24 protein-coding genes are annotated in these 22765 nt (G+C 69.0%); 13 read left to right on the top strand and 11 right to left on the bottom strand.

Annotated features, from left to right (window positions below; genetic code table 11):
* Positions 1-10: 10 nt before the first annotated feature.
* Positions 11-175, bottom strand: a complete 165-nt coding sequence (locus ABH933_RS17460; RefSeq protein ID WP_429455046.1) for a hypothetical protein — start codon at positions 173-175, stop codon at positions 11-13.
* Positions 176-275: 100 nt separating this feature from the next.
* Between ABH933_RS17460 and ABH933_RS17455 the strand changes: the two genes are divergently transcribed.
* Positions 276-1409 carry a GuaB3 family IMP dehydrogenase-related protein gene (locus tag ABH933_RS17455; protein ID WP_429420700.1) on the top strand — a complete coding sequence of 378 codons (1134 nt, stop codon included), beginning with the start codon at positions 276-278 and terminating at the stop codon, positions 1407-1409.
* Between the two features lie 12 nt (positions 1410-1421).
* Here ABH933_RS17455 and ABH933_RS17450 read toward each other — a convergent pair whose 3' ends face one another.
* Positions 1422-2213 carry an alpha/beta fold hydrolase gene (locus ABH933_RS17450; protein ID WP_429420702.1) on the bottom strand — a complete coding sequence of 264 codons (792 nt, stop codon included), beginning with the start codon at positions 2211-2213 and terminating at the stop codon, positions 1422-1424.
* A gap of 473 nt (positions 2214-2686) precedes the next feature.
* Here ABH933_RS17450 and guaA point away from each other — a divergent pair, with 473 nt between their 5' ends.
* Entirely contained in the window at positions 2687-4261 is a 1575-nt protein-coding gene (gene guaA, locus ABH933_RS17445; RefSeq protein ID WP_429420703.1) for a glutamine-hydrolyzing GMP synthase, read from the top strand.
* A gap of 92 nt (positions 4262-4353) precedes the next feature.
* Here the strand turns inward: guaA and ABH933_RS17440 are convergent, their stop codons facing one another.
* The 3 genes from ABH933_RS17440 to ABH933_RS17430 form a co-directional block, all read right to left on the bottom strand.
* Positions 4354-4548, bottom strand: a complete 195-nt coding sequence (locus ABH933_RS17440; protein ID WP_215916443.1) for a hypothetical protein — start codon at positions 4546-4548, stop codon at positions 4354-4356.
* The gene (locus ABH933_RS17435; protein ID WP_429420705.1) at positions 4541-6097 is read right to left on the bottom strand and encodes a PspC domain-containing protein; all 1557 of its coding nucleotides are present in this window, start codon (positions 6095-6097) and stop codon (positions 4541-4543) included. Before ABH933_RS17435 ends, ABH933_RS17440 begins: the two co-directional genes overlap by 8 nt.
* Before the next feature lie 66 nt (positions 6098-6163).
* Positions 6164-6736, bottom strand: a complete 573-nt coding sequence (locus tag ABH933_RS17430) for a TetR/AcrR family transcriptional regulator (RefSeq protein WP_429420707.1) — start codon at positions 6734-6736, stop codon at positions 6164-6166.
* 115 nt (positions 6737-6851) lie between these two features.
* Here ABH933_RS17430 and ABH933_RS17425 point away from each other — a divergent pair, with 115 nt between their 5' ends.
* The 4 genes from ABH933_RS17425 (at position 6852) to ABH933_RS17410 (ending at position 9998) form a co-directional block, all read left to right on the top strand.
* Complete coding sequence (locus ABH933_RS17425; RefSeq protein ID WP_429420709.1) at positions 6852-7739, top strand: SDR family oxidoreductase; 888 nt, start codon at positions 6852-6854, stop codon at positions 7737-7739.
* Positions 7740-7836: 97 nt separating this feature from the next.
* Positions 7837-9270: an ATP-binding protein gene (locus ABH933_RS17420; RefSeq protein WP_429420711.1), complete on the top strand. Its 1434-nt coding sequence runs from the start codon at positions 7837-7839 to the stop codon at positions 9268-9270.
* A gap of 78 nt (positions 9271-9348) precedes the next feature.
* Positions 9349-9735, top strand: coding sequence for a type II toxin-antitoxin system Phd/YefM family antitoxin (locus ABH933_RS17415; protein ID WP_429420713.1), 387 nt, complete (start codon positions 9349-9351; stop codon positions 9733-9735).
* Entirely contained in the window at positions 9732-9998 is a 267-nt protein-coding gene (locus tag ABH933_RS17410) for a type II toxin-antitoxin system RelE family toxin (protein ID WP_429420715.1), read from the top strand. Before ABH933_RS17415 ends, ABH933_RS17410 begins: the two co-directional genes overlap by 4 nt.
* A 73-nt stretch (positions 9999-10071) precedes the next feature.
* Here the strand turns inward: ABH933_RS17410 and ABH933_RS17405 are convergent, their stop codons facing one another.
* From ABH933_RS17405 to ABH933_RS17395, 3 genes are all read right to left on the bottom strand, one after another.
* Positions 10072-11190 (bottom strand): serine hydrolase domain-containing protein, encoded by a 1119-nt coding sequence (locus ABH933_RS17405; RefSeq protein ID WP_429420717.1) that lies wholly within the window; start codon positions 11188-11190, stop codon positions 10072-10074.
* A gap of 69 nt (positions 11191-11259) precedes the next feature.
* Complete coding sequence (locus ABH933_RS17400; RefSeq protein WP_429420719.1) at positions 11260-12129, bottom strand: helix-turn-helix domain-containing protein; 870 nt, start codon at positions 12127-12129, stop codon at positions 11260-11262.
* 147 nt (positions 12130-12276) lie between these two features.
* Entirely contained in the window at positions 12277-12969 is a 693-nt protein-coding gene (locus ABH933_RS17395; protein ID WP_429420721.1) for a hypothetical protein, read from the bottom strand.
* Between the two features lie 220 nt (positions 12970-13189).
* On the opposite strand from ABH933_RS17395, the gene ABH933_RS17390 reads away from it, so the two are divergent.
* Together ABH933_RS17390 and ABH933_RS17385 are read left to right on the top strand one after the other, a co-directional pair.
* Positions 13190-13906 carry a response regulator gene (locus ABH933_RS17390; protein WP_215916700.1) on the top strand — a complete coding sequence of 239 codons (717 nt, stop codon included), beginning with the start codon at positions 13190-13192 and terminating at the stop codon, positions 13904-13906.
* Positions 13907-13998: 92 nt separating this feature from the next.
* On the top strand, positions 13999-14754 hold the full coding sequence (locus ABH933_RS17385) for a hypothetical protein (RefSeq protein WP_429420723.1): 756 nt from the start codon (positions 13999-14001) through the stop codon (positions 14752-14754).
* A gap of 72 nt (positions 14755-14826) precedes the next feature.
* On the opposite strand, the gene ABH933_RS17380 is transcribed toward ABH933_RS17385, so the two are convergent.
* Together ABH933_RS17380 and ABH933_RS17375 are read right to left on the bottom strand one after the other, a co-directional pair.
* Positions 14827-15957 carry a serine/threonine-protein kinase gene (locus tag ABH933_RS17380; protein WP_429420725.1) on the bottom strand — a complete coding sequence of 377 codons (1131 nt, stop codon included), beginning with the start codon at positions 15955-15957 and terminating at the stop codon, positions 14827-14829.
* Positions 15958-16040: 83 nt separating this feature from the next.
* Positions 16041-16670 (bottom strand): TetR/AcrR family transcriptional regulator, encoded by a 630-nt coding sequence (locus ABH933_RS17375; protein ID WP_429420726.1) that lies wholly within the window; start codon positions 16668-16670, stop codon positions 16041-16043.
* 144 nt (positions 16671-16814) lie between these two features.
* Between ABH933_RS17375 and ABH933_RS17370 the strand changes: the two genes are divergently transcribed.
* Positions 16815-17459 (top strand): SRPBCC family protein, encoded by a 645-nt coding sequence (locus ABH933_RS17370; RefSeq protein WP_429420727.1) that lies wholly within the window; start codon positions 16815-16817, stop codon positions 17457-17459.
* Positions 17460-17516: 57 nt separating this feature from the next.
* Here ABH933_RS17370 and ABH933_RS17365 read toward each other — a convergent pair whose 3' ends face one another.
* Positions 17517-18236, bottom strand: a complete 720-nt coding sequence (locus tag ABH933_RS17365) for a VC0807 family protein (RefSeq protein WP_429420729.1) — start codon at positions 18234-18236, stop codon at positions 17517-17519.
* A 241-nt stretch (positions 18237-18477) separates the two neighbouring features.
* Between ABH933_RS17365 and ABH933_RS17360 the strand changes: the two genes are divergently transcribed.
* From ABH933_RS17360 to ABH933_RS17345, 4 genes are read left to right on the top strand one after another with little or no spacing between them, the layout of a single operon-like run.
* On the top strand, positions 18478-19461 hold the full coding sequence (locus ABH933_RS17360) for an alpha/beta hydrolase (RefSeq protein WP_429420731.1): 984 nt from the start codon (positions 18478-18480) through the stop codon (positions 19459-19461).
* Position 19462: 1 nt separating this feature from the next.
* Positions 19463-20353, top strand: coding sequence for an SDR family NAD(P)-dependent oxidoreductase (locus ABH933_RS17355; protein WP_429420733.1), 891 nt, complete (start codon positions 19463-19465; stop codon positions 20351-20353).
* Between the two features lies 1 nt (position 20354).
* On the top strand, positions 20355-21275 hold the full coding sequence (locus ABH933_RS17350; RefSeq protein WP_429420736.1) for a ferritin-like domain-containing protein: 921 nt from the start codon (positions 20355-20357) through the stop codon (positions 21273-21275).
* Positions 21272-22735 carry a flavin-containing monooxygenase gene (locus tag ABH933_RS17345; protein WP_429420738.1) on the top strand — a complete coding sequence of 488 codons (1464 nt, stop codon included), beginning with the start codon at positions 21272-21274 and terminating at the stop codon, positions 22733-22735. The genes ABH933_RS17350 and ABH933_RS17345 overlap by 4 nt, the downstream gene beginning before the upstream one ends.
* Positions 22736-22765: the final 30 nt, after the last annotated feature.

Below are 22765 nucleotides of genomic sequence, written 5' to 3'. Positions count from 1 at the left end.
TACGGGGTAACTAGGCTGAGATGCGATCGCGCCACGGGTCGTCACGAGCGAGGAACGCGGGCGCGATCGCCGCGGTGCGCGCCACGGCCCGCCCGTCGGCGGGTTCCTGTGCGGCGACGGAGTGCGCGGCGCCCACCGCGAGCCGAGGAGCGCCACGGTCCGGCGGGCGGGCCATCGGTTCCCACGGCCGATCGCCGTGAGCGCCGCAAGCCCGCGCCGCCCAGCCGACGCCACAGACACGCGCCCGTGCGGGCGCAATGAGACAAGGAGTAACCGTGCGCGACATGGTCGAGATCGGTATGGGCCGGACCGCCCGGCGTACCTATGAACTGGACGATGTCGACATCGTTCCGTCGCGGCGCACCCGCTCGTCCAAGCAGGTGTCGCTGGCTTGGCAGCTCGATGCCTACCGCTTCGACATCCCGCTGGTGACGCACCCGACCGATGCGCTGGTGTCGCCCGACTTCGCGATCGAGCTCGGCCGCCTGGGCGGGCTGGGCGTCATCAACGGCGAGGGCCTGTGGGCGCGGCACGCGGACGTGGCCGCCTGCATCGATCGGCTGATGGAGGTGGCCGAGAAGGAGGGCACCGAGGCATCGATCGCGCTGCTGCAGTCGCTGCACGCCGCGCCGATGCAGCCGGATCTGCTGGCCGCCGCGGTGGCGCAGGTGCGGGCCGCGGGCGTGACGGTGGCGGTGCGGGTGAGCCCGCAGAACGCCCGCGCGCTCACCCCGGCGCTGGTGCAGGCCGGGGTCGACCTGCTGGTCGTGCACGGCACCATCATCTCCGCCGAGCACGTGGGCGGCGATGAGCCGCTGAACATGAAGACCTTCATCGCCGATCTGGATGTTCCGGTCGTGGCCGGCGGGGTCAGCGACCATCGCACCGCGCTGCATCTGATGCGGACCGGCGCGGCCGGGGTCATCGTCGGCTACGGTTCCACGCCCGGCGCCACCACCACCGGCGAGGTGCTCGGCATCGGGGTGCCGATGGCGACCGCGATCGCCGACGCGGCCGCGGCGCGTCGGGACTACCTCGACGAGACCGGCGGCCGCTACGTGCACGTCATCGCCGACGGCGACATCGTGTCGTCCGGGCAGATCGCCAAGGCCATCGCCTGCGGCGCCGACGCCGCGATGCTGGGTGTGCCGTTGGCGCTGGCGCAGGAGGCTCCCGGACGCGGCTGGTTCTGGCCCTCGGCGGCCGCGCACCCGTCGGTGCCGCGCGGCGCCCTGCTGAAATTCGCCGACGAGGACGAGCGGCCCACGCTGCAGCAGCTGCTGTACGGTCCCTCCAGCGATCCGTGGGGCTCGGTGAATCTCGTTGGCGGTCTGCGCCGTTCGATGGCCAAGGCCGGATACAGCGAGCTCAAGGAGTTCCAGAAGGTCGGCCTCAGCGTCCGCGCCTGAGCCGCGGTGTGCTCATTGGGTGAGGATGGTTTCGCGGAGGAATTCGCGGATGGCCCCGTTGATCTGTTCCGGGTGGGTCATGTTCACTGCCTGGCGGGCGTCGGGAATCTCCAGGAAGTGTGAATTCGTCAGCGCCTGAGCCATTTCCAGGGCGTGGGAGCGGGCGACGCCGGCGCGGGTGGGGTGGATCACCAGGACGGGGCACGTGATCTCGTGCAGCCGGTCCAGGATGGAGTCGCGGCCGAGGACGCAGCCCGCGGCCACCTCCGTGGCGTGTGAGTCGCGCTCGACCCAGCGCTGGACCCATGCCGCGCGCGTCCGCGCGTCGTCGCCGATCAGCCACTGTGCCAACTGGTTCGACATCCCATGCCGCAGCCTCGGTTCGTGCCAGCGCTCCAGGAAGCGGCGGGAATTGTCCAGTTCGTGCTGGGTCGGGCCGTGCGCCTCGGCGGCGATCAGGACCAGCGCGGCCACCCGCTCAGGGGCCAGCAAGGCGGTGCGGATGGCGCTGAATCCGCCCTGGGAGGCGCCCCCGACGACGGCCCGCTCGACCCGGAGTTGATCGAGCACCGCGAGCGCGTCGCGCGCGGAGGTCCAGTACGTGAACGGCAGCCCCTGATCCCGGGTGTCGCCGTGCCCGCGCGCATCCCAGGTGACGATGCGGAATTCCGGCGACAGCGCCGCCGCCTGTGCGGCGAACATCGTTCGGTCCATGAAGAATTCGTGCCCCAGCAGTACCACGGGTCCACGACCGCCGCCGTCCTCGTAGTGGATCTCGGCGTCGATCGCGCGGGCGAATGGCACGAGCACGAGGATAGCTGCAACCGCCGACAAGCATCGGTGGGTTGTCCACCTTGACCGGTGGTGCTCGACAGTTGTCATGCGAATTGCAGGCTGCTCCCCATTCGCCCGCAGGACGTTGCGGCGCACCATAATTCGGCTTCACCTCGGCATCCGTACCGCCCGGGCGACGCGAACCGGACGGGTTGCGCCAATGACTCGTTCACGTCAAGCACTCCGGGCACGCTGCGGGATTGCGCCGGCCGCGCTGCGGTCCGGCGCCGGACGATCCGTGCTTCGCGGGCGTCGGCTCGCAGCGGTCGGGTCGCGACCCGGGACAGGCGAGCCGGAGTGGTAACCGGTGCGTTGTCGGCGGCCAGGGAACGAGGGGAGCGACCGGTGGTTGCGGCGGTATCGTCGGCTGCCGCATCGGGGCAGCTCACCCCGGGTTGCCAGCCGAGCGCGGTCGCGTCCGGGCGGCTTCGTAGACTGTGCCGGTGGCAGAAACCCAGCGACCGGTGCTTGTTGTCGACTTCGGTGCGCAGTACGCGCAGCTGATCGCGCGGCGGGTGCGCGAGGCGAGCGTGTATTCCGAGGTGGTTCCGCACACCGCGACCGTCGAGGAGATCGCCGAGCGCCGCCCGCTCGGGGTGATCCTTTCCGGCGGGCCGTCGAGCGTATACGCCGAGGGCGCACCGCAGTTGGATCCCCGCCTGTTCGACCTCGAGGTGCCCGTCTTCGGTATCTGCTACGGCTTCCAGGCCATGGCGCAGGCCCTCGGCGGCACGGTGGCAAACACCGGCACCCGGGAATACGGCCGCACCGAGCTGAGCGTGGACGGCGGCGTGCTGCACGGCGGACTGCCCACGCGCCAGCCGGTGTGGATGAGCCACGGTGACGCTGTCACCGACGCCCCGCCGGGATTCGAGGTCACCGGGACCAGCGCGGGCGCGCCGGTCGCGGCCTTCGAGAATCGGGCGCGGCGGCTGGCCGGTGTGCAGTATCACCCCGAGGTCCTGCACTCCCCGCACGGACAGCAGGTGCTGAGCCGATTCCTGCACGAGATCGCCGGGATCCCCGCATCCTGGACTCCGGCCAATATCGCCGAGGCGCTCATCGAGCAGGTGCGCGCGCAGGTCGGCACGGGCCACGCGATCTGCGGCCTGTCCGGCGGCGTGGACTCCGCGGTGGCCGCGGCGCTGGTGCAGCGGGCCATCGGCGACAAGCTCACCTGTGTGTTCGTCGATCACGGCCTGCTGCGGGCCGGCGAGCGCGAGCAGGTGCAGCGCGACTTCGTCGCCGCGACCGGGGCCAAGCTGGTGACCGTCGACGCGGTGGGCAAATTCCTCGGCGAGCTGAGCGGCGTCACCGATCCCGAGGAGAAGCGCAAGATCATCGGGCGCGAATTCATCCGCTCCTTCGAGGACGCGGTCGCGCAGGTGGTGAAAGAGACCGGGGTGCAGGACGATTCGGCCCCGTCCGTGGAATTCCTGGTGCAGGGCACGCTGTATCCGGACGTGGTGGAGTCCGGTGGCGGCACCGGCACCGCGAACATCAAGAGCCATCACAACGTCGGCGGCCTGCCGGACGATCTGGAGTTCTCCCTCGTCGAACCGCTGCGGCTGCTGTTCAAGGACGAGGTGCGCGCGGTCGGGCGCGAGCTCGGCCTGCCCGAGGAAATCGTTGCGCGCCAGCCCTTCCCGGGCCCGGGCCTGGCCATCCGCATCGTCGGCGCGGTCGACCGGGACCGGCTCGAGACGCTCCGCCAGGCCGATGCCATCGCCCGCGAGGAGCTGACCGCGGCGGGGCTGGACCGGCAGATCTGGCAGTGCCCGGTGGTGCTGCTGGCCGACGTGCGCAGCGTCGGCGTCCAGGGCGACGGGCGCACCTACGGCCATCCGATCGTGCTGCGCCCGGTGTCGAGCGAGGACGCCATGACCGCGGACTGGACGCGACTGCCGTTCGACGTGCTCGAGCGCATCTCCACCCGCATCACCAATGAGGTGGCAGAGGTCAACCGGGTGGTGCTGGATGTGACGAGTAAGCCCCCAGGCACCATCGAGTGGGAGTAGGACCAGGCCGAGCCCCGCGTGGGCACCGATAGTCCTACAGCACAGGGGCCCTGGATCCGATGCGGATCCAGGGCCCCTGCGATTTTTGCGGCTCAGCGCTTGCGCCGCCGCGGCGAGATCACCATCACGATCCCGACGATGCCGACGGCCGCGAGCACTATCCAGCCCCCGGGGAAGTTGTTGTGCACCGGCCAGGCGCCCGGGCCGAGGATGGCCCACACACTCACCAGCAGCGCCAGTACTCCTGCCAGTAGCAGCGAGAACGACGGTCCGCGCTTCCTATCCACGGGTCACCTCCGCATCTCCGGCGTGGACATCGACATCGAGGGTGAGCACCGGCCCGGTGGGTGGGCCGGACAGGCCCTGCGGGCAGGTGACATCGCCCATCCTGGCCCGGCATGTGGCGTCCAGGCGCATCGAATTCGGCACCAGGACATGGAAGTCGCCGGCGCGGACCTCCACCTTCACGGTGCGGTTCTCGGTCAGGCTCAGCGATCGCAGATCCAGCGTGCCGTCGCCGGCGTTCACCCGGTAGGACGGCTGCAGCTCGGCCACCGTGGCCGGGGTCCAGGTGTGGTCCCCCATCGCGCCGCGGTCGAAACGGACCGGACCGATCAGCGAGGCCAGGACCACGAATCCGGCCAGGGGCGCCAGCAGCGCCAGCAGTCCGTAGCCGCGGCGCAGGAACGCCCCGACGATCAGGCCGAGCCCGACCACCGCCAGCGCCACCGCGCCGATCCGGCCCGGGGTCATCCAGTCCACGCCGACCGCGGCCAGCACGCCGGCCGCGGTCGCCGCCACGATGGCCAGGCCGATCACCACCGGGGTGAGCCGGGAGCGGGCGCGGCGCGGAGGCAGGGGCGGCAGCACCGGGGCGGGCGGTGTGTTGGGGTCGGGCAGATCCCAGGCCGTCGGGCTCACGCCGAGCGGATCCCAGCCCGAGGCGTCCGGCCGGATCTTAGAGGGGTCCGGGATGGTTCGAAAGGGGGTGGCCGACGGGGTGATCCGCTGTGCCGCATCGTTGTCGGTGGAACGTCCGGGCGACGGGGCGGCACTCGAGGCGCCGGTGGCCACCGAATCCTGTTCTTCGACAGGGGCATCCATCGGGGCATCGTCCGGCAGCACGGCCGTGTCGTGCGACAGCACCGCGGTGTCACCTGCGCCCGGGGTCGTCTGCTGCGCGATCACCTCGGTCGGCTGCGGCGGAATATCGCTTGCCGCAGCGTCTTTCGGATGATCCGGTTCGTAGTGGTCGGGCAGCCTGGTGTACGGGCCGTAGGTGGTCCCACCCCACGGGGAACCACCCGGGAACATCGCGCCCGGATATCCGGTCGCGGCGAAACCGGCGTCCGGTGTCAGTGCCTCGAAATCGTCGGCGGGCGGCTGCGGCTGCCGCAGATACAGCAGCCACCACCCGGCCAGCATCAGTGCGAAGCTGATCAGCCCGGCTCCGCCCAGGCCGGCCCCCACCGGCCCCACGGTGCTGACCGCGATCAGCAGCGCCACGATCAGCACCACCGTCTTGGTCGGCGACTGCGTGCTGTGTCCGCGGCCGACCAGTCCCTCGGCCGCGGACACCTGGTCCTGAGCTGCGGGCAGCAGCAGCCAGCCCAGCAGATACAGCACGATGCCCGAGCCGCCGAAGATCGTCGACACCACGAAGGCGACCCGCACCAGCACCGGATCGACCCCGTAGCGCCGGCCGAATCCGGCCGCCACGCCCGCGCCCGGCCCGTGATGCGGCAGCCGCACGGGCCGTGTCTGCCACAGATGTTGGAGCTGTCCGTTGAATCCCGCCCGGCCGGTGCTGCCGGCCCAGCCGCTCGCTCTGGTCATGGTGTCCATGGTGGCCGTGGGGGACCTCGGGCCACATCGGGGATGACCCTGATTGGACGCCTGAATTCAGCCCAGTTCGGCGATCGCCTCGCGCAAGCGCGACAGCGCCGTGCGCATCAGCTCCGCGAGATCCTGCTGGTCGTCCCCGCGCACCCAGTCGGCGAAGGCATCCCGGAATGCGAGCATGCCGACCTCTCCCGCGATGGCCGCGACGGCTTCGGGCACGCCACGCGCGCGCAGCGCCTCGGCCATCGAGGCCGCCAGCCCGACGTGTTTGAGCTGGTCGCGCTCCTGCAGTTCGGTGCTCGTCGCGATGACCGCCCGCAGGCGGGGGGCGAGCTCCCGATTGAACGGCGTCATGCTCGCGGCGGCGGCCTCGAGCCCGTGCTCGACGGCGGTCAGAGGCGAGGCTTGCGCGGGCGCCGCGGCGATGCCCTCGGTGAACAGCCTCGACAACGTCTCCTGACCCGCGGCCAGGATCTCGCGCTTGTCGGAGAAGTGCCGGAAGAATGTGCTCCGCGTCAGCTCCGCGCGATCGGCGATCTCCGCGACCGTCGTCTTGTCGTAGCTCTGCTCGGAGAACAGCTGCAACGCCGCCGTGACCAGGCGTTGGCGCGCGTCGGGCTTCCATCGGGGCATCGTTCGATTCTAGTGATGGGATGGATGTCGCAACACTTTGGCACCGTGACGGGACAGATGTCGCATCACTCGGTAGGCTGATGGGACACTAGTCGCATCACAGTCAGGGGTCATCATGCGAATCTTCGTTACGGGTGCCACGGGCGGTATCGGTTCCGCGGTCGTTCCCGAGCTCATCGGCGCCGGGCACGAGGTGGTGGGCCTCGCCCGTTCCGATGGGTCGGCCGCCAAGCTGGCCGGCTTCGGCGCCGCCGCGATCCGGGGCGATCTGGACGACGCGGACGCGCTGCGGTCCGGCGCGCGGGACGCCGACGGGGTCATCCACCTCGCCTTCGGCAACGACTTCACCAACATCGAGGCGAACATGGCGCAGGAGGCCCTCGCTGTCGAGGTCTTCACGCAGACGCTGCGCGACACCGGGAAGGCGCTGGTGATCGCGTCGGGGACGCCGGTCGCGCCGGGCCGGGTGGCTACCGAGGAGGACGAGATGCCGATGCAGGGCCCGCTCGCCGGGCGGGCTCGAAACGCCAAGACGGTGCTCGCTTCGGGCAGGGACGGCATTCGCTCCGCTGTCGTTCGGCTGCCGCGGTCGGTCCACGGGCGCAACCCCGGTGACGGGTACGGCTTCGCCGGGATGCTCATCCGGGCGGCCCGGGCCACCGGGGTGTCCGGTTACGTCGGGGACGGCAGCCAGCGCTGGCCCGCGGTGCACCGCCTGGACGCCGCGCGCCTGTTCCGGCTCGTCACCGAGCAGGCCACCCCGGGATCGGTCGCACACGCCGTCGCCGACGAGGGCGACAGCATGCTCACCCTCGCCGAGACGATCGGAAGGGAGCTCGGCCTGCCGGTCGCGAGCGTGCCCGCCGAGAGCTTCGGATTCCTCGGGCAGGTGTTCTCTCTGGACCAGCCGTCCTCGAGCGTCCTGACTCGCAAGCAGTTCGGTTGGGAGCCAACCCATCCGAGCCTGCTGGAGGATCTGGCATCGGGCAACTATCCGGAGTGAGAGCTCGCCGCCACCTGGTTATCGCCCACCACCCTGAGCTGGGAATGGGGTGATTCCCCGATGGTCGGTGTCGGTGGCACGTGCCAGTATCGAAGGCATGTACCCGTCCATGCCTGCCTTCGATGCCCGCGGGGCCGGTCATCGTGGCGCGGCCGTCGCGCCCGAGGGCTCGGCGCCGTATCCGCGGATGCTGCGGCGTTCCGGCGGGCGGGTCGTCGGCGGGGTCGCGGGGGGTATCGCCGATCACCTCGGGGTCGACGTCCTGAAGGTGCGCATCGCATTCGTACTCCTGTCGGCGCTGATGGGAGCGGGCATCGTCGCCTACGGAATGCTGTGGATCTTCACCCCGTCCGGTGGGGAGGGCCCGCCGCCCACGGCCGCCGAGCGGCGGCAGGCGGCGGGGCTGGTGCTGCTGGGGGTCACGCTCGCGGTCTCGATGGCATGGCTGTTCAACGGCACCGCGGCGCGTGTGGTGGGGCCGATCATCGTGGTCGCGGTGGGCGCGGCCCTGGTGTGGCACGAATTCGATTCCGAGGGGCCGCGTTCGCTGCTCGGGCTGCCCGTGCGGCCGTCGGTCCTCACCTGGACGCGCGTGCTGGCCGGGGCAACACTGATCGTGGTCGGGCTGGGCGTGGTGTTCCTGGGCCGGATCAATCTCAGTTCGATGGGGTCGGCGCTGCTCGCGGTCGGGGTCACGCTGATCGGCGTCGGTCTGCTCACGGTGCCGCTGTGGTTGCGGATGATGCGCGCGCTCAATGCCGAACGAGCCGCGCGCATACGCAACGACGAGCGCGAGGAGATCGCCTCGCACCTGCACGATTCGGTGCTGCAGACCCTCGCGCTGATCCAGCGTCAGGCGCACGACGCGCAGGAGGTGGTGCGCCTGGCCCGCAGCCAGGAGCGCGAACTGCGCAAGTGGCTGTTCTCCGACGCCATGCCCGCGGAGTCGAGTCTGGCCGCCGCGCTGCGCACCATCGCGGGCGAGGTGGAGGATCAGCACGGTGTGAAGGTTGCCCCCGTGACGGTGGGCGATGTGTCGATGGACCCGGGCGAGACCGGAATCGGCCTGCCCCGTGAGCATTTCACCGCACTGCTCGGCGCCACCCGCGAGGCGCTGGTCAACGCCGCCAAGCACGCCGGGGTCCCCACCATCGACCTGTTCGCGGAGGTCGAGCCGCACCAGGTGAGCGTCTTCGTGCGCGACCGCGGCGCCGGTTTCGATCCCACCGACGTCCCCGCCGACCGCCAGGGCCTGTCCAAATCCATCCATGCCCGCATCGAGCGGCGGGGCGGGACGGTGGTGGTCGATTCCACCCCCGGCCGTGGGACCGAGGTTCGGATCACCATGCCCCGCAAGGATTCCGAGGGGGTGGATGCGCCAGGTAGCCAGGATGTCGTGGGCGGGGGGCTCGCGGACGATGATGCGGAGTGTGATGCCGCATCGCCCGAGCCGGACGCAGGGTCCAGTCCGGTTGGCGACCGGGACATGCCGGAGGACGTCGGCCGGAGGCGCGCATTTCCGCATCGATGACGGAGCCGACCAGGGACGTCGATCAGCGGTGCGCACACAGCTCAGCCAAGGCGGGGTGAACACGCTAGAATTCTGTACATGACGACGATTCCTGTGGTCGAGGCCCGACAGCAGTTCTCCGCGCTGGTCGACGACGCGGTGAAGACCCACAATCGGGTACATGTCACTCGCAACGGCAAGCCCGCGGTGGTGCTGCTGTCGAGCGAGGACTACGAGTCACTGATGGAGACCATCGACGTGCTGTCGGATCGTGCACTGGTCCGCGACATCATCCAGTCGACAGCGGACGAGGCCGCCGGACGTTATTTCACCGGCGAGGAGATGGCCGAGATCATGGCCGCGCGGGCGACGGGGATCGACCTCGGTGACCATGTCGACGTCATAGCGGACATGCACGCCGCCGGCGTTCCGGACGCCGTCTGCATGACGGCTTTGCGCGCCATGATCGCTGCTGCCGCAGCATGACGTATCGAATCGTCCTGCGACCAGCTGCCCAAAGGACGCTGTCTCGGATGCCGGAGAAGATCGCCGCGGCCTGCTGGGAATTCATTTCTGGACCGCTGGCCGAAAACCCCCACCGGGTCGGCAAGCCGTTCAACGAACCCCTCGCACCGCAGTACTCCGCCCGCCGCGGTGAATACCGTGTGCTCTATCTGATCGACGACGGTGAAGTCATCGTCGCGGTCACGGCAGTCTCGCACCGGGCCGATGCTTACCGAAGCGGCTGAGCAAGATCGAGACGCAGGACACTTCACGCCCAGTCCAGCAGACCCCGGCGGCATACGGCCTACCGCCAGCCGATCAACCGCACAGTCCCAGGCGGACAAGGGCTTGCAGGGCGGCGTCGATGGGGTGGGGTTGAGGGCTTCCGTTGGGGTCGAGTCGATTCCAGCGTTGCAGGTTGACCGCGAGCGATAGCTGGCGGCTCCCGTCGGCGCTGCTCATGGAGATCGCGCCGCCGCCCCAGACCGAGCCGTCGTGGCCCCAGAAGGTGCCGTGACCGGGGATGTCCATGCGATGCAGCCCGAGGCCGTAGTCGAGCGTCTTGCCTTCGAAGGAGATGACGGGTCCGGTGCGTTGCATCTGCTCCAGCGACGATCGGCTGACGATTTCTCCTGCCAGCAGCAGGCGGTAGAAGCGGTTGAGGTCCGCCACGGTCGAGATCAGCGCGGCCGCCGGGCCGACGAACGACATGTCGTAGACGCTGTAATCGCGCGGCGGATCGATCATGCCCAGCCACGCCTCGTAGTGGAGCGAGTGCGGTCCGTCGATATGCGGCCCGGCCGGGAGTACGGTGTCCCGCAGTCCGGCGCGTTCGATGACATTGCGGGTTATGCACTGCTCCGCGGAGATTCCGGTGACCAGCTCCAGAAGTTGGCACAGGAGCAGATAATTGGTGTTCGAATACACCCCCGGCGCGCCGCCCGGGATTGCTGCGGGGGGCGCAGCGACACCCATCCTGATCAGCTCGGCGCGATCGAACCGCGTAAATCGGTTGTCGTCCAGGCTTTTCGGCGTCGTCCTCGCCACGGCCGGGAAGGCCTCCAGCGACGAATAGGCATGCGGGAGATATTCGGCGAGGCCGCTGGTGTGGCCGATCAGCATCCGGACGGTGATCGCCGCGCCGCGCTCGCCCGGAACCAGTTGCGGCAGATAGTGACCGATGGGTGCGTCGAGTTCGATCTCGCCGCTCTCGACCAGTTTCAGCACGGCGGCGGCGGTGAACGTCTTGGTGATGCTGCCGACGCGGTGCCGCATATCGGGGGTGACGGGACGGCCCGTGGCGAGATCGGCGACTCCGGCCGCGCCGCGCCAGAGCTGGTCACCGTCGCGCACCTCGGCGAATATTCCGGGCATGCCCGCGCGGTGGACGGTGTCCAGGGCTCGCTGCAACTCGGCGGGATCCAGGGAGGTGGTCACGAAACGTGTCCTCTCGTAGTCGAATCGGTGTAGCGCTCGGGTGCGCCGTCGCGCCCGAGGCGGACACCACTATCGACCGGCAGGCCCCTCCCGATATTGGAAAAAAGTTTCCCATGCCCGGTAGCGGTGACGGGCGATAGTGGGCAGGTAGTGCGTTGTCAGCGCCCGCGGCGTACGGTCGGCGAAGATCGACACATCCCGGATCAGATGCGCCTGATCGGTGTATCCGCAGGAGGCGGCCACGTCGGCGGCGGGCCGTCCCGCCAGCAGGCCGTCGACCGCGTGCCGAAACCGGACCAGCATCGCCGCTCGCTTGGGCGGCAGCCCGATCTGCGCCTCGAACCTCGACAACAGCCGTTTGCGGCTCCAGCCGAATGAGTCGGCGAGCTCACCGATCCGCACCTGGCCGTGGGTGGTGAGTATGCGATTCCAGCCGGCGAGCACCTCGGGATCCGGCGCTCTCGTCGGCCGGTCACACTGTGCCAGAAATGATTTCGTCAGCGCGAAACGCTCGTCCCAGGTGTCGGCGCCCGCGAGTCGTTCACGCAGCAGCCGAGCGCGCGCTCCCCACAGGTCCTCCAGGTCGACGATGCCACGCCCCAGATCCGTTGGGGGAAGGCCCAATAACGAAGCCTGGATCGGAGTCAGCCGCACCTCGACGCACTCGGCCCGCTCGCTCCGAATCCGCATGGCCTCGATGGGAAGTCCCGCGACGAACCCGCCGACCGCGCGCCGCCCCTCGGCATCGTCGACGACAACAGCGCTGTCCCCGAACTGAATCAGCACGGTAACCTGTGGCGTCCCGGCAACCCGCAGATCCAGCCCGGCGCCACCGGCATCCCGATACCCGATGATCGCGGTGCCTGCCGCCCCGGCATCCGCGTGTCTCGCGAAGTCCCACTCGGCACCGGGCTCGCGACCGGGATCCTCAACTCTCACCCTTTCCAGGCTACGGCCGACGCGGCAGCGGAGCTCCCGTGCATCTCGATGGCGACCTGTCCCTCGGCCTGATGCTCGAACCCGTTGTCGCTGTGCAGCACCGGCCGACGCGGCATCGGGCGTATCGGGCGGTTGCGGTGCGCCCGGCTACTCGGAAATGTGGGTTGCATCGTCGAACGACACCGAGGTTCGGTCTTGCCGGATCGTGACGGTGGCGCAGAGGGTGCTTCGGTCCAGACCCCAGCCCGCGGGATGGCAGGCGCTCCACTTGTTTCGCTTCTCGTCGTATACGAACGGCCAGTTGTGCGCTTGCAGGTGCTGAACCATCAGATCGGCTACCTCCGTCGCCGGTGCCCCGCGGGTGCTGCCGATCTCGAACGATCGAGAGCAGACGGTCGAATCGTTGTCGGAGTCGTCGTAGTCGCGGCACCGGGTCTGGCTGCCGGTCGGTGTCAGTCCCGCGGGCAGTGGCGGCAGGATGCCGGCGGATGGGATCGAGGCCCGCTGTCCGTGCGTGATCAGGGCGATAGCCACCATGCCGCCCAGGCTCAGTACGCAGTACACGGCACCGAGGATCGTGCCGGCGATGGTGATGGCGGTGACGCGCCCGCCCGTCCACCCATCGACATACAACCCCGAGACGAAGACAACCACGTCCGCCACGATGAGTATCGCCAGGACGGTGGTCTTCTGCGCGGACAGTAGCCGGTCGTTGGCGACGGCGAACTCGCCCGCTGCCACGGCCACCAGAATCACCCCACCCCCCAGCACAATTCGCGGACTGCGTGCCGCCAGTAACCAGCACAGCAGCGGTACGAGAAAGATCAGCTGTACGGGCATGCTGTCAGCCTATGGCTCGCCGAAACACTTTCGTCGAAGCGGGATCACGCAAGGCCGAGAAAGCGGCCGGTCCGGACACCTCCGGCGGATGGGGTCGAGTGCCCGATCGGCGGCGGTGAGATCGTCGTCGCCGGCGCTGCGGTCTCGCGCCGGGCCGACGCCTACCGAAGCGGCCGAACGGGGCTGTCGAGGTGGATGCCGGGATGTGGTGCCGGTGGTGATGCTGTGCTCGGTAGCGTGGCATTCATCCGAGGTGAGGAGAACTGTGGCTATCCGGGTGTTTCTGGTCGATGACCATGCGGTGTTCCGGTCCGGGGTGCGGGCCGAGCTGAGCCGTGAGAACGACATGGAGGTGGTGGGGGAGGCCGGTGCGGTGGCCGAGGCCATCGCCGGTGTCGCGGCGACCCGCCCGGATGTGGTGCTGCTGGATGTGCACATGCCCGATGGTGGTGGGGTTGCGGTGCTGCAGGGGATCGAGAAGGGGGCGGGGAACGGACGGGGCGAGGGTGCGGGGCCGGTCTGCCTGGCGCTGAGCGTGTCCGACGCCGCCGAGGATGTGATCGCGGTGATCCGCGCGGGCGCGCGGGGCTATGTCACCAAGACCATTTCCGGACCCGAACTGGCCGACGGTATTCGTCGCGTCGCGGGCGGCGACGCGGTGTTCAGCCCGCGCCTGGCCGGATTCGTGCTGGACTCGTTCACCGGCCGGTCCCCGGCGCCCGAGCCGCCCCTGGATCCGGAACTGGATTCGCTGACCCCGCGCGAGCTGGAGGTGTTGCGCCTGCTCGCGCGCGGTTACACCTATCGCGAGATCGCCGAGTCCCTGTTCATCTCGGTCAAGACTGTCGAGACTCACGCCTCCAACGTGCTGCGCAAGACTCAGCAGTCCAATCGGAATGCGTTGACACGCTGGGCACACCGCCGCCGGATCGACTGACTCGGCTGGAGCGAACGGCGAACGGCGATCAGCGGGCCGCGGTTCGGCCCGATAGGATCAGTCGTCATTGTTCGTTCCAGGGGGGAGATCCCATGCAACAAATCGAATTCCGGCTTTCGCCCGCGCAGCGCGCGGCGAACGCCGGCTTCAGTCTCGTCGTGTTCGCCATCATCGGATTGCTGCGTTTGGTTACCCAGGGTCTTGCACTCGGGGTCGCCTTCTTCGTGCTCGGTATCGTGGTGTCGGCGCTGAACTTCGGGCTCGGTGCGCTGTGGTCGCTGACGCTCACTCCGGAAGGGGTGACGATCAAGCGATACGGCACCACGGTCATTGGGTGGGGTGAGCTCCAGTCCGTCGTCGAGCGGAACTGGCTCGGCACCAAGCAGGTGAAATTCATTCGACGCCAGGGCGGTGCGAAGATTTCGCTCGCACCCATGACGCACTGGCTGGTCAAGGATCCGGAGTTCGAGCAGAAGCTCGCGACGATTCGGCAGTGGCATGTGCAGTTCGGCGGCGGGGCCGGCGCTCCGCAGCAGCCTTATGGGCAGCAGCCCTACGGCCAGCAGGCGTATCCGGCGCAGCAGCCCTACGGTCAGCAGCAACCGTATGGTCAGCAGCAGCCCTACGGCCAGCAGCAGCCCTACGGCCAGCAGCCCTACGGCCAGCAGCAGGCCTACGCCCAGCAGCCGCAACAGAATTACGCGCAACAGCCCTACCCGGCGCCGAATCCCGCTGCGGCGCAGCAGCCTTATGGGCAGCCCCCGCAGCAGGCGTATCCCAATGGCGCACAGCAGGTTCCGAACCAGCAGCAGTATCCCAATGCGCAGCAGGGCCAGCCGCGCTGGTAGTGGTTGCCGTGCAGGCGTAACGCGGCCGTCATTCTCAACTCAGCGCGGACCCGGACTCGTGGATCTCCCGCCCTACATCACGGCGACGAGAATCACGATGAGGATGAGCAGTCCGATCAGCAGCCCCACCGCGATCGCGAGCGGCGCGGCATTCGGGCCCATGGAGTCCAGGCGCAGGCCCACTTTGCGTTGCGGCGCAGGGGCGCTCGGGGCGTTGGCGCGGGGAGCGCGGGGCAGCGGAACCGAGTGCGGGCTGCGGAGTCCGGCGGCGGAGTTGCGCGTGGCCCAGGCCGGGATGGTGCCGTCGTCGGTGCGGACCGGGGCGCCGAGAATGTAGGGCCCGGTGCCGGGACCGAATACGGCGGTGAGGATTTCGTTGCGGGCCTCGGCCATTGTGGGGCGGCGCTGCGGCGCGGGTTCCATCATGTGCAGCAGCGCCTCGGTGAGCGCGCCGCTGCGGGCGGGCGGGGTGATCTGCGCCATCGCGGCGCGATGCACGATGACGTCGTTGTCCTCGTCGAAGCCGTACGGCGGCCTTCCCTCGACCGCGGTGTATAGCGTTGCGCCAAGGGAATACACGTCGCTGGCGGTGGTCGGCTGGGCGCCGCGCGCCACCTCCGGAGGCATATAGGCCGGGGTGCCCGTGATGACGTCCTCCGGCTCGTCGGACAGCTCCCCGGCGCCGCGCGAGATGCCGAAATCGCTGAGTTTCACCGTGCCGACCTCCGCGCCGCGGTCGGCGACCAGGATATTGCCCGGCTTGATGTCGCGGTGCACGATGCCCGCGGCATGCGCGGCGGCCAGCGCGTCGGCGACCTGCGCGCCGATCTGTGCCACCTCGATCGGCGGCAGCGCATCGGCCAGGGCCAGCGCCTTGGCGACGCTGCGCGAGGGCAGGTACTCCATGACCAGCCACGGCTCGCCGGCCTCGAGGACCACGTCGTAGACGGCGATGGCGTGCTCGTGCGACAGCTTGGCCGCGACCCGGCCCTCGTGCACGATCTGGTCGCGGACCGCCTTGGCCACCTCTTCGCTCAGGCCCGCGGTGGTCAGCACCTGTTTGATGGCGACGTCGCGGTTCAGCAGCCGGTCGCGGGCCAGCCACACCGCACCCATTCCGCCACCGCCGAGCTTGGACTGCAGACGGTAGCGGCCGGCGACCAGATAGTCGGGGCCGACGATGGGGCGCGCGCGTTCGGTCACGGGCGCGAGAATAGCCGAAAACGATGCTGCCTGGCCTGCTTCGGAATCTCGAGATTCGTCAGTACGACTCGAACGGGTACGAGTCAAGTGGCCGAGAGCCGTTCCACTTCCTCGGCGAAGAGTAGCGCCGGGTCGAACCCCATGCCGGCGAAATGGCCCGCGAGTTCCAGGGATAGCACGCCGTGTACGCGGGTCCAGAAGGTCAGGGCCCGATGCAGAGCCGCGGCCGTCTCCGGTTCCCGGTCGGTGCGCTCGGCGAGGTGGGTGTCGAAAAAAGTTGCGGGCCTTGGTGGAACACTGCTCCACGCCGCGAGCAGCACGGTCATGATCTCGTCCGAGATTGCCGTGGTGTCCTCGGGCGCACGGTATCCGGGGACTGGCGTGCCGTAGATCAGGAAGTATCGCTGCGGATCCTGTAGCGCCCAGTCCCGCACGGTGTGGGCGAGCTGGGCCACGTCGGCGCCGTCGTCGGAGGCGGCCCGGACCGCGTCGGCGAGGCTGCGGTACGCATCGCCGATGAGTTCGGTGATCAGCTCGTCGCGGCCGGCGTAGTACCGGTAGAGGGCGGGGCCGCTCATGCCCACCTGTTTGGCGATCGCGTTGAGCGACAACGCGGACGCGCCCGACTCGGCGATCTGCTCCCAGGCGTGCTGCTTGATCTCCGCGCGCATCTGCTCGCGATACCGTTCGCGCGGACTCCGCACGTGCGTCATGGGCCACTCCTCGACTCCTCGGTTAGTTAGAGGCTATCACTTTTTCTATTGACTCTAACGACAGAAGAGTTATAGCCTCTAACTCAAGCAAGGGATGCTAACGATCCGGCTCTCGGATCGGCCTCGAAAATCAGGAGTAGAGCCATGACCGACACCCGCTCGTCCCGCGCCCCGAAACAGGCCTCCCGCGGTGGTCGCAGGGCGCTGCTCGGCATCGCGCTGACCGCCGGAATCCTCGGCGCCACAACGGCGCCCGCGCTCGCCGACGGCCCGGTGACCGATCCGGCGCCGCTGTCCTGCGAGGGGCAGACCATCGATCGCACCGCCCCGATCCACTACCGGACCGAGGCGCTGATCAAGGCGCCGCTGGAGAAGATCTGGAACATTCAGACCGATGTGGCGCACTGGCCCGCCTGGCAGAAGCCGGTCACGAGCATGCGCCGCCTGGATTCGGGGCCGCTGCGGCCGGGCTCGCAGTTCCGCTGGACCACCCCGGCTCCCGCCACCGCCACGACCCCCGCGACCACCCTGAGCATCACCTCGACCGTCCAGCAGATTCGTGAGCATCAGTGCATTCGCTGGACCGGTCCGGCGATCGGTGACGGAATGCGCATCGACGGCGGCACCCACGTCTGGACCTTCACCCCGGTCCACGACGGCGTCCTGGTGCGGACCCAGGAGAACTGGCGAGGAGCGCAGGTCGAGTCCGACGTCCCGACCTCCACCCGATTTCTCGGCGCCGGCCTCGAGGCCTGGCTGACTGATCTGCGGAACGCCGCCGAGCGTTGAGTCGGAGGCCTCATCGCGCTGGGCGGCCACGTAATCCGTTGCCGCCCAGTCGGATCGCTAGACCTCGGCTGCCTCGGCGCGGGCGCGGGCACGGCGGACGACCGCCAGAGTGACGGCGATCAGCACGCCGAAGGTGGTCACCATCATGACGTTGGACAACCACACCATGGTCGGGATGGACAGGTGGTAGACGAGCACCACCCGCAGCGCCGCCTCGGCACACAGTCCCGCGCCCCAGACGACGCTCAGGGTGGCGAGTGTGCGCCGCATCCGCGGGTTGGTGCGGTACCGCTCCCGGAATGCGGCCGCGGCCTCGGCGGACATGCCGCGCTGTGCGCTCACGTAGATCAGGGGCCGGCCGATCGCGGTACTGAGCAGGAAGGCCGCTCCGATCAGGGCGGTGGTGAAGGAGTCCTTGGCGACCACGAAGCGGGCATCGCCGGAGGTGAAGGTCAGCGCGAGCCCGAGCGCGAAGCTGGCCAGGATCACCGCCGCGAACGGATCGAGCTGGCGCTTGCGCACGATCTCGGCGACCAGGAACATCCCCGACAGCACCGTCCCGGCGCCGAGGGCGACCAGATTGCTCGCACCCGCGGCGTGCAGCCCGTAGTAGGCGGCCATCGGTACCCCGACATCGCGGAGCAACTGCCGGGCCAGGGCCTTGCGGTCCACTCCGGGTGCGGCGGTGCTCGCCTGTGGCACTTGGATGGGCGCCTCGGCTCGGCTCGGCTCGGATTGTGTTGTACCCAGGCCGTTCTGCGCGTCTGCGAATGCCATGGTGTGTCCCTCTCGATCTGATGGTCGCCCGGGGTGCTCGCCGAAACCGCAGTTCCGGCACCGGCTTCCATCTTCCGCGCCGACCCGCTCGCCCGCATCAGCCGAGCGGTCGAGAAGGGTGGAGTAGCTCGCTCCATCCTCGTCCACCCGACTCGGTATTCACCGTGACTAGGTGTTGATCAATGTGCCATTGACAACTGGCACATTGGTTGCGATGCTGAGCCTCATGAGGACAGGGTCAATGGCGACCCACCCGCCGTCGGCGATCCCCACCCGGGCGACGCCGCGGACGCGACTCGCGGCCGCGGCGTCGGTGGTGGGGTTGCGCCAGGTCAATGGGTGGTTGCCGAACAATCGGATCGGAATCGAGGCCGGGCGGGGACTCATTGCCGCGGTCATGGCGCTCGGCGGGCCGGTCCCGCCGGGGACCGCAGTCGAGCCGGTCCGATCGGGCGGCGTGCGCGGCGAATGGGTCCGGGCGGCCGGGGTGCGGCACGGGAATCGGGCCGTCTACTATCTCCACGGCAGCGGATATGTGGTGTGCTCGGCGCGCACGCATCGGGGACTGGCCGCACGCATCTCGAAGGCGACCGGGCTGCCGGTATTCGTGCTGGACTACCGGCTCGCGCCCGAGCATCCGTTTCCGGCGGCCGCGCAGGACACCGCGGCGGGATACCGCTGGCTGCTCGAACATGGTTACCGCGCCGGGGATCTGGTGATCGGCGGGGATTCGGCCGGCGGCCACCTCGCGCTGGATCTGCTGCTGCAGAACGCGATTGCCGGGATCGAACAGCCTGCGGGGACGTTCATGTTCTCGCCGTTGATCGATACCACGCTGACCCTCGCGCGGCGGCGCGATCGGGTGCTGCCGGACCCCATGGCCCCGGCGGCGGCGGGGCGACGGCTCATCGAGCTGTATACCGCCACCGCGCCGGCGGATTCGCCGCGGCTGCGGCTCACGATTCCGCCCGGCGCGCCCCTGCCGCCGCTGTTCGTGCAGGCCAGCGCGGGGGAGATGCTGGCCGATGACGCTCGCCACCTGCGGGACATGGCCGTGGCGGCGGGGGTGCCGTGCGAGCTGGAGCTGTGGCCCGGGCGGATCCATGTCTTCCAGGCGCTGCCGTTGCTGGTTCCCGAGGCCACGCCCGCTCTGCGACGTGTCGCGGCATTCGCGGCTTCGGTACTGGCGCAGGTCGATTCGAATTCCGGAAAGCAGGTGGGCTGATATGTGGCCGATCGATGAGCTCGTGTTCGCACTCGGCGGCAAGCGCCGCACGCACGACGCGAAGGCCGTGGTAACCGGTGCGGGCAGCGGGATCGGGCGGGCCTTCGCCCTCGAAATCGCCGCGCGCGGTGGCGAAGTGGTGTGTGCGGACATCGACAAGGACCGTGCGGATGAGACCGTGCGGCAGATCGAGCGCACCCACGGCCGGACCGCGCACGCGGTGTTCTGCGACGTCTCCCGTCGTGAGGACGTGGAGAGCCTGGCCGAGCACGCGGCGCTGCTGTTCGGTGGCGCGCCGACCCTCGTGATCAACAATGCCGGTGTCGGCATCGGCGGAAAACCGGTGGGCGACATCGGTTTCGGCGACTGGGAATGGGCGCTGGGCATCAACCTGTGGGGTGTGGTGTACGGGTGCGAGATCTTCGCGCCGCAGCTGCGGGCGGCCGGGCGCGGCGGGATCATCAATGTGGCCTCGGCCGCGGGCTTCGCGGCCGCGCCCGGCATGGCCGCCTACAACGTGTCCAAGGCCGCGGTCGTGTCGCTGTCGGAGACCATGGCGGCAGAGCTGGCGGGCAGCGGGGTGGCGGTCACCGCGCTGTGCCCGACCTTCGTGCGGACCAATGTCGTCGCCGACGGCCGGATCACCTCCGGCCCCTCGCGATTGGCGGACGAGCTCATGCGCTGGACGGGATTCTCGCCCGACCGGGTCGCCCGCGCCGCCCTGGACGCGCACGACCGCGGCACGCTGTACGTGCTGCCCCAGCTGGACGCCCGCGTGCTCTGGCATCTCAAGCGGCACTTCCCGGCCCTCTACACCCAGGCCCTGGGTGTCATGAATCGCGCCCTGCCGCAGCAGGATTCGACTACCACCACCCCGAAGACGGGAGTCTGACATGTCCTTCGACTTCGACACCATGCTGGCAAAGATCAAGTCCCGGCAGTGGGCGCTGGCCGACATCGACTGGGACGCACCGGGAGCCGAGCTCGTCGACCCGGCGCTACACGCCAAGCTGAAGCCGTTCATGGCCGATCTGATGTGGATCGAGAACGTCGGTGCGCGCGGCTTCGCGGCAATGGCCAGGAAGGCCCCGACGCCGGTGCTGGCCGAGATCTATCGCTACTTCCACGCCGAGGAGCAGCGGCACGCCAATGCCGAACTGGCCCTGATGCGCCGGTGGGGCATGCTCGAGGGTGACGAGATCCCCGAGCCCAATATCAATGTCAAGCTGGTCATCGACTTCCTGGACAAGTATTCCGACGGCATGTCGCTGTCGTTCCTGGGCACCGTCATCCCCATGCTCGAGGTGGCCTTGGACGGCGCGCTGATCAAGTTCATCACCGACGAGATCGCCGACCCGGTGGCGCAGGAGGTCTTCAAGAAGATCAACAACGACGAATCCCGGCACCTGGCCACCGATTACGCGGTCATGGAGCTGCTGGGCAACGCGAGCGCGCGCAAGCTGGCCATCGATCTGGTCGGCGGCTGGATCAAGCCCTCGCTGCTCATCGGACTGCTCAGTTATATTCCGCTGCTGAACAAGATGCGCGACAACATCGTCGAGATGGGGGTGAGCGAGGAGAAGCTCTATGCCGCCATGGCCCGGTTCAAGCAGGTCGGCGAGCGCGCCCCGGTCGTCAACCGGCTGCCCATGTACCGGTTCGTCAAGATGCACTCCGACTGGGTCGTCAACCGCGAGCACCCGTATCACCTGTTCGCGGACGCGATGGTCAAGGTGACCGGGGTGATCCCGGACCGCCTGCTGCCCGGACAGCCGACCTGGTCCAAGGAACTCACCTACGAGCCGGTCGCATGAGTGCGGCGAGCAAGCCACTGAACGTGGCGATCATCGGGGCCGGATTCGCGGGGATCGGCGCGGCCATTCGGTTGCGGCAGAAGGGCATCGGCGACTTCGCCGTCTTCGAGCGCGGCGACCGGGTGGGCGGGACCTGGCGGGACAACACCTATCCCGGTGCGGCCTGCGACATTCCGTCGCGGCTGTACTCCTACAGTTTCGCCCCGAATCCCGACTGGTCCCGAACCTATTCCGGCAGCGCGGAAATCCTCGGGTACATCGACTCCATGGTGGCGGAGTTCGGTATCGCGCCGCATATCCGGTTCGGGCACAACGTGACCGGGGTGGTGTTCGACGAGGACTCCGGGCTGTGGACGCTCTCGTTCACAGACGGCCGAAAAGTGCGGGCGCGCACGGTGGTTCTCGCCTCGGGACCGCTCTCGAATGCCGGATGGCCCGACATCCCGGGCATCGACGCCTACGAGGGCCACAAGATCCACAGCGCCCGTTGGGATCACGACTACGACTTCACCGGCAGGAAGGTGGCCGTGGTCGGCACCGGCGCCAGCGCCGTACAGATCATTCCCGAACTGGTGAAACGGGCCGCCGCGGTGAAGGTCTTCCAGCGCACCCCGGGCTGGGTGCTGCCCCGGGTGAACCGGCGCACCAACGGCCTGACCAAGCAGGTGTACCGGCAGTTGCCGCTCACCCAGGCGCTGGCGCGCGAGGCCTGGTTCTGGGGACACGAGTCGGTGGCGCTGGGCGTGGTGTGGAATACGCCGCTGACCCGCGTCGTCGAATCGGTGGCGCTCCTGCATCTGCGGTCCCAGGTGCACGATCCGTGGCTGCGCCGCCAGCTCACCCCCGACTTCCGGGCCGGATGCAAGCGGCTGCTGATGAGCAGCGACTACTATCCGGCGCTGCAGCGCGACAACTGCAAGCTCATCACCTGGCCCATCGCGGAGATCTCGCCGCACGGCATCCGCACCGCCGAGGGCATCGAGCACCGGGCCGACTGCATCGTCTTCGCCACCGGGTTCGAAGTGTCCAAGCAGGGCGCGCCGATTCCGGTGACCGGCCGCGACGGTCGGGTACTGGGAGACGAATGGAGCAGGGGCGCTTACGCATTCAAGAGCGTGACGGTGGCGGGGTACCCGAATCTGTTCCTCACCTTCGGGCCGAACTCGGGGCCGGGGCACAATTCGGCGCTGGTTTATATGGAGGCGCAGATCGAGTACATCACCGACGCCATCGGGATCGTGCTCGACCGCGGCCTGCGCACCCTGGAGGCCCGGCAGGACCGGCAGGACCGCTACAACCGCCGCCTGCAGCACCGGTTGACCGCCACCACCTGGAACTCCGGTTGCCGCAGTTGGTATCTCACCGAGGACGGCTTCAACGCCACCATGTACCCCGGTTTCGGGACCCAATACACGCGTCAGCTGGCCAGGGTGGATCTGGCGGACTTCCACCTGAGCTAAGGTCGTGGGCGGACTAGGGTGGCCGGCGGA

Source organism: Nocardia sp. GP40 (assembly GCF_050434125.1).
GTDB classification, from domain to species: Bacteria; Actinomycetota; Actinomycetes; order Mycobacteriales; family Mycobacteriaceae; genus Nocardia; species Nocardia albiluteola.
Note: the sequence above shows the minus strand (reverse complement) of the source record. Positions and strands in the feature narration are given on the sequence as shown.